Raw genomic sequence first — 2,114 nt, 5'->3', positions numbered from 1 at the left:
GAGCGGTGCACCAGGCACTGGCCGCGGAAGGGCACCAGGTCCGGCTGGGACGCGCACCACTCGCTCATGGCCGCGGTCCACTGCTGTGCCCGATCCAGGTCGAACATCTCCCGGCACGCCAGGATCACGGCGCAGTAGACGATACCCGCGACCACCGGTGACACCGCCCCGGCCGTCACCGCCACCATCGCCTCATCCAGCAGCGCGGCGCCCTCGGACCCATCGCCCATCCGCACCAGCGCCTGCCCCCGACCCAGCAGCCCCAACGCCACCAGGTCCGGGTCGTCGAACCCATCGGCGATCTTGGCCACCTGGCCGAAGGTGACGTACGCCCCGGCGGCGTCCCCCCCATCCAGCGCCTGCCCACACCAGCTTCCCCGAGTCGTGATCAACCACGACCGTCAAGTAGCGGTGGCCCTTGCGGTAGGCCACTTCGTCGATCCCGATGCGCACCAGCCCATCGAGCGGATCGACCCGCTGTTTCACCTCGTCGACGACCCGGTCGATGATCCGTCCCACCGTCGCCCGCGCAATCCGCCTCAGCTGGGTCACCGCCGACTTCGATGTGTGCACCGCCAGCCACGCCACCTGCTCTTCGAACGCCTTAGTAAACCCCGCGTCGTGCCGAGCCCACGGGACCTGATCACCGTCACCCCATGGACCCGGCAGTCCACCCGCGGGGCGTCAGCCTCCACGAAGGCCTTCATCACCCCAAGATCCAGCGCTCGCCACTGCCGTCGCCCCTCACCGCTGTCATAGCCCGGTGAGCGCCGTCCACACTTGCCGCACCGCTTGTGCTTGGGACGCTTCGGGCGCACGTGCGCCACGATCGCGCCGGCGTCCTCGTCGTACTCCACGTCCTCGAGGATCGTGCGGTCGCACAACCCCAGCAGCATCCGCCATACCCTGCGCACAGCCGCCTCCTCCTACGTGACCAGCCGTGAAGCTAGAAACGTAGGCAGGAGGCGGCGTACTACCTACAACGCTGTGATTCGCACCGAACAGCTACCCACGGATGTGTGAGAAGAGCCTGAAGTCTACGGAGCCAGCGTCCATGGAAACGCGTTCGGCGACCTCGTCGATGCGACCGAAGCGCTGACCGCCCGCGCCGATGAACACCGCGTCGTAGTCGCCATCGTTCCCGGCAACTGTCCGCAGCCGATCCCAGGCCTTGTCGTGTCCCGGAGTAACGGACTGTGCGGTAGTTCGCGCGGCTCCGCAGGCAGGTGCCGCTACGGCGTTTGCCCGCGTTCTCGTACGGCCCTATGGCCACCCTATGGCGCTTATCCCGCGTTGACGTCCGCGTCGGTCTGCGCGTACTCCCGCACTCGGTGCCGTCATGCTCCGGACCCCGAAGGGAGGCAGACTGCCACTCGCCACAAGAAGGTGTCATGTCCGATACCCCGCCCAGGAAGACTGGACATGGCTGGAATGCGAAAAGCGTTCCGGGACCTTCACCATCGGCTCGCTGATGGTGGGCACCCCGGCGCCACTCGATGAGCACGGACATCCGTTCCAGGTCCTCATCGAGTACGACGATCAGGACCAGCCGCTCGACCTCGTTCGCGATGACGCGGGACGTCCTCTGGCGTGGGTCCTGACTGCGGACGGCACGGACAACGTGCGTGACTCAGAGGGTCGAGCCGCGCTGCGACCTGCTCCACCTGAAGTCGCCACGGCGAGCAATTGTCAATTGTTGTGGACGGGTAGTCATCAGGCGGCGCGCTCCTCGGTGATCTGGTCCTCGTGTTCCTCCTGTCGTTGGTCGGGTCGCTCGACGAGCTTGCCGTCGATGAACGTCGCTCCAGCGCGGACCATCGGCACGAGCTCGTAGCCGTCCACGCGGCGCCAGCGGTCCTGGGCGGCCTCGAGCAGCTTGAACGCCATCGCCACTGCGGCCTGGCGGCAGCCGGCACCCTTGGTCACCCGTGTCCGAAGCCGCACGGTGGAGAACGGCGACTCGATCGGGTTGGTGGTTCGCAGGTGCTTCCAGTGCTCGGCCGGGAAGTCGAGGAACGTCAGCAGCTCGTCGAGTTCGCCGGTGACCTTCTTGACCGCCTTGGGGTGGGCCGACAGCTCGTCGGCGAGGACACGGGCGGCCTCCACCGCGGCGG

2 protein-coding genes and 1 pseudogene are annotated in these 2,114 nt (G+C 67.4%); all 3 read right to left on the bottom strand.

Translation table 11 applies throughout. From position 1 onward, the window contains the following. Positions 1-392, bottom strand: a 392-nt coding sequence (locus M3N57_03590; protein MDP9021779.1) for a DNA-binding response regulator, incomplete at its 3' end; no start/stop codon positions are given. Then, a pseudogene (locus tag M3N57_03585) lies at positions 361-896 on the bottom strand (transposase family protein). The pseudogene M3N57_03585 and the gene M3N57_03590, both read right to left, overlap by 32 nt. Positions 897-1,713: 817 nt before the next feature. After that, positions 1,714-2,114: transposase (locus M3N57_03580; protein ID MDP9021778.1), on the bottom strand; the 401-nt coding region annotated here is incomplete at its 5' end.

Source organism: Actinomycetota bacterium, from assembly GCA_030776725.1.
Classification (GTDB): domain Bacteria; phylum Actinomycetota; class Nitriliruptoria; order Nitriliruptorales; family JAHWKO01; genus JAHWKW01.
This window is presented reverse-complemented; position numbering and strand designations above follow the sequence as displayed.